This window comes from Phytoactinopolyspora endophytica (genome assembly GCF_004138495.1).
GTDB classification, from domain to species: domain Bacteria; phylum Actinomycetota; class Actinomycetes; order Jiangellales; family Jiangellaceae; genus Phytoactinopolyspora; species Phytoactinopolyspora endophytica.
The window spans coordinates 25,796-26,076 of sequence record NZ_ML142853.1; positions in this window are offsets into that span (position 1 = coordinate 25,796).

Here is a 281-nt window from a genome sequence, read left to right on the forward strand (position 1 = left end):
GCCTTCAAATCAGGCCCCCAAAGAGGGGCTGGCCTGCGTCGGGGTGACAGGATTTGAACCTGCGACCTCTTCGTCCGATAGATGTGCTCCACAGCGAGCACCCGGAACTGCTCGAAGCCTGGTACGCCTTCCGAGACACCCGTGCCAAGCGACGAGCGCTGCAATGGTGGCGGACAACTCACTGGTCAACGACAACGCCGCGGACCAGTTCCTCGCAGGCCTAGAAGATCCCACGCTTCCCTGAGCCACAGGTACCGCCTCACCCTGGTCCAGAGCCGCAC